Source organism: Streptomyces sp. MS06, from assembly GCF_047200655.1.
Lineage (GTDB): Bacteria > Actinomycetota > Actinomycetes > Streptomycetales > Streptomycetaceae > Streptomyces.
Map to the genome: position 1 here is coordinate 1 of NZ_JBJZOJ010000140.1, position 1,442 is coordinate 1,442.

Annotated in this window: 1 protein-coding gene; it reads left to right on the plus strand. The window is 67.8% G+C overall.

The window, feature by feature from the left end; all coding sequences use genetic code 11:
• Positions 1-1,442, plus strand: a 1,442-nt coding sequence (pgi, locus tag ACL02U_RS32810; protein ID WP_412794664.1) for a glucose-6-phosphate isomerase, incomplete at both ends; no start/stop codon positions are given.

A 1,442-nucleotide genomic window follows, 5' to 3' on the forward strand; every position in this document is an offset into this window, starting at 1 on the left:
CGGGAGTTGTTCGCCGCTGATCCGGGGCGTGCGGAGCGGTATGTCGTGCGGGTGGGGGACCTGCACATCGACTACTCCAAGCATCTGGTGACCGATGAGACGTTGGCGTTGCTGCGGGAGTTGGCGGTGGCGACGGATGTGTTCGGGTTGCGGGATGCGATGTTCCGCGGGGAGCGGATCAATGTCACCGAGGGGCGGGCGGTGCTGCACACCGCGTTGCGGGCGCCGCGGGACGCGGTGGTCGAGGTCGACGGGGAGGACGTGGTGCCGGGGGTGCACGCGGTCCTGGACCGGATGGCCGCGTTCGCCGAGCGGGTCCGTTCGGGTGAGTGGACCGGGCACACCGGGCAGCGGATCACGAACGTGGTGAACATCGGTATCGGCGGCTCGGATCTGGGTCCGGCGATGGCGTTCGAGGCGTTGCGGGCGTTCACCGACCGGGATCTGACGGTGCGTTTCGTGTCCAATGTGGACGGGGCGGATCTGCACGAGGCGCTGCGGGGTCTGGATCCGGCGCGGACGCTGTTCGTGGTCGCGTCGAAGACGTTCACGACGATCGAGACGATCACGAACGCGTCGTCGGCGCGGGCGTGGCTGCTTGAGGCGTTCGGGGGTGAGGAGAAGGCGGTGGCCCGGCATTTCGTCGCGTTGTCGACGAACGAGGAGCGGGTGAGCGCGTTCGGGATCGATCCGGCGAACATGTTCGGGTTCTGGGACTGGGTGGGGGGCCGGTACTCCTTCGACTCGGCGATCGGGTTGTCGCTGATGCTGGCGATCGGTCCGGAGGCGTTCGGGGAGTTGCTGGGCGGGTTCCGGCTGGTCGACGAGCATTTCCGCAGTGCGCCGGCGCAGGAGAACGGGCCGCTGCTGCTGGGGCTGCTGGGTGTCTGGTACGGGAACTTCCTGGGTGCGCAGTCGCATGCGGTGCTGCCCTACAGTCACTATCTGTCGCGGTTCACGGCGTATCTGCAGCAGTTGGACATGGAGTCCAACGGCAAGTCGGTGCAGCGGGACGGGGAGCCGGTGGAGTGGGAGACCGGTCCGGTGGTGTGGGGTACGCCGGGTACGAACGGTCAGCACGCGTACTACCAGTTGATCCATCAGGGGACGAAGCTGGTGCCGGCGGACTTCATCGGGTTCGCGCGTCCGGTGGCGGAGTTGGGGGAGCGGCTGGCGGGTCAGCACGATCTGCTGATGGCGAACTTCTTCGCGCAGACGCAGGCGCTGGCGTTCGGCCGGACGCCGGGGGAGGTTCGTGCGGAGGGTGTGCCGGAGGAGTTGGTGGCGCACAAGACGTTCCGGGGCGGGCATCCGACCACCACGATCCTCGCGCCGGAGCTGACCCCGTCGGTCCTGGGGCAGCTGATCGCCCTGTACGAGCACAAGGTGTTCGTACAGGGCGCCGTGTGGAACATCGACTCCTTCGACCAGTGGGGGGTGGA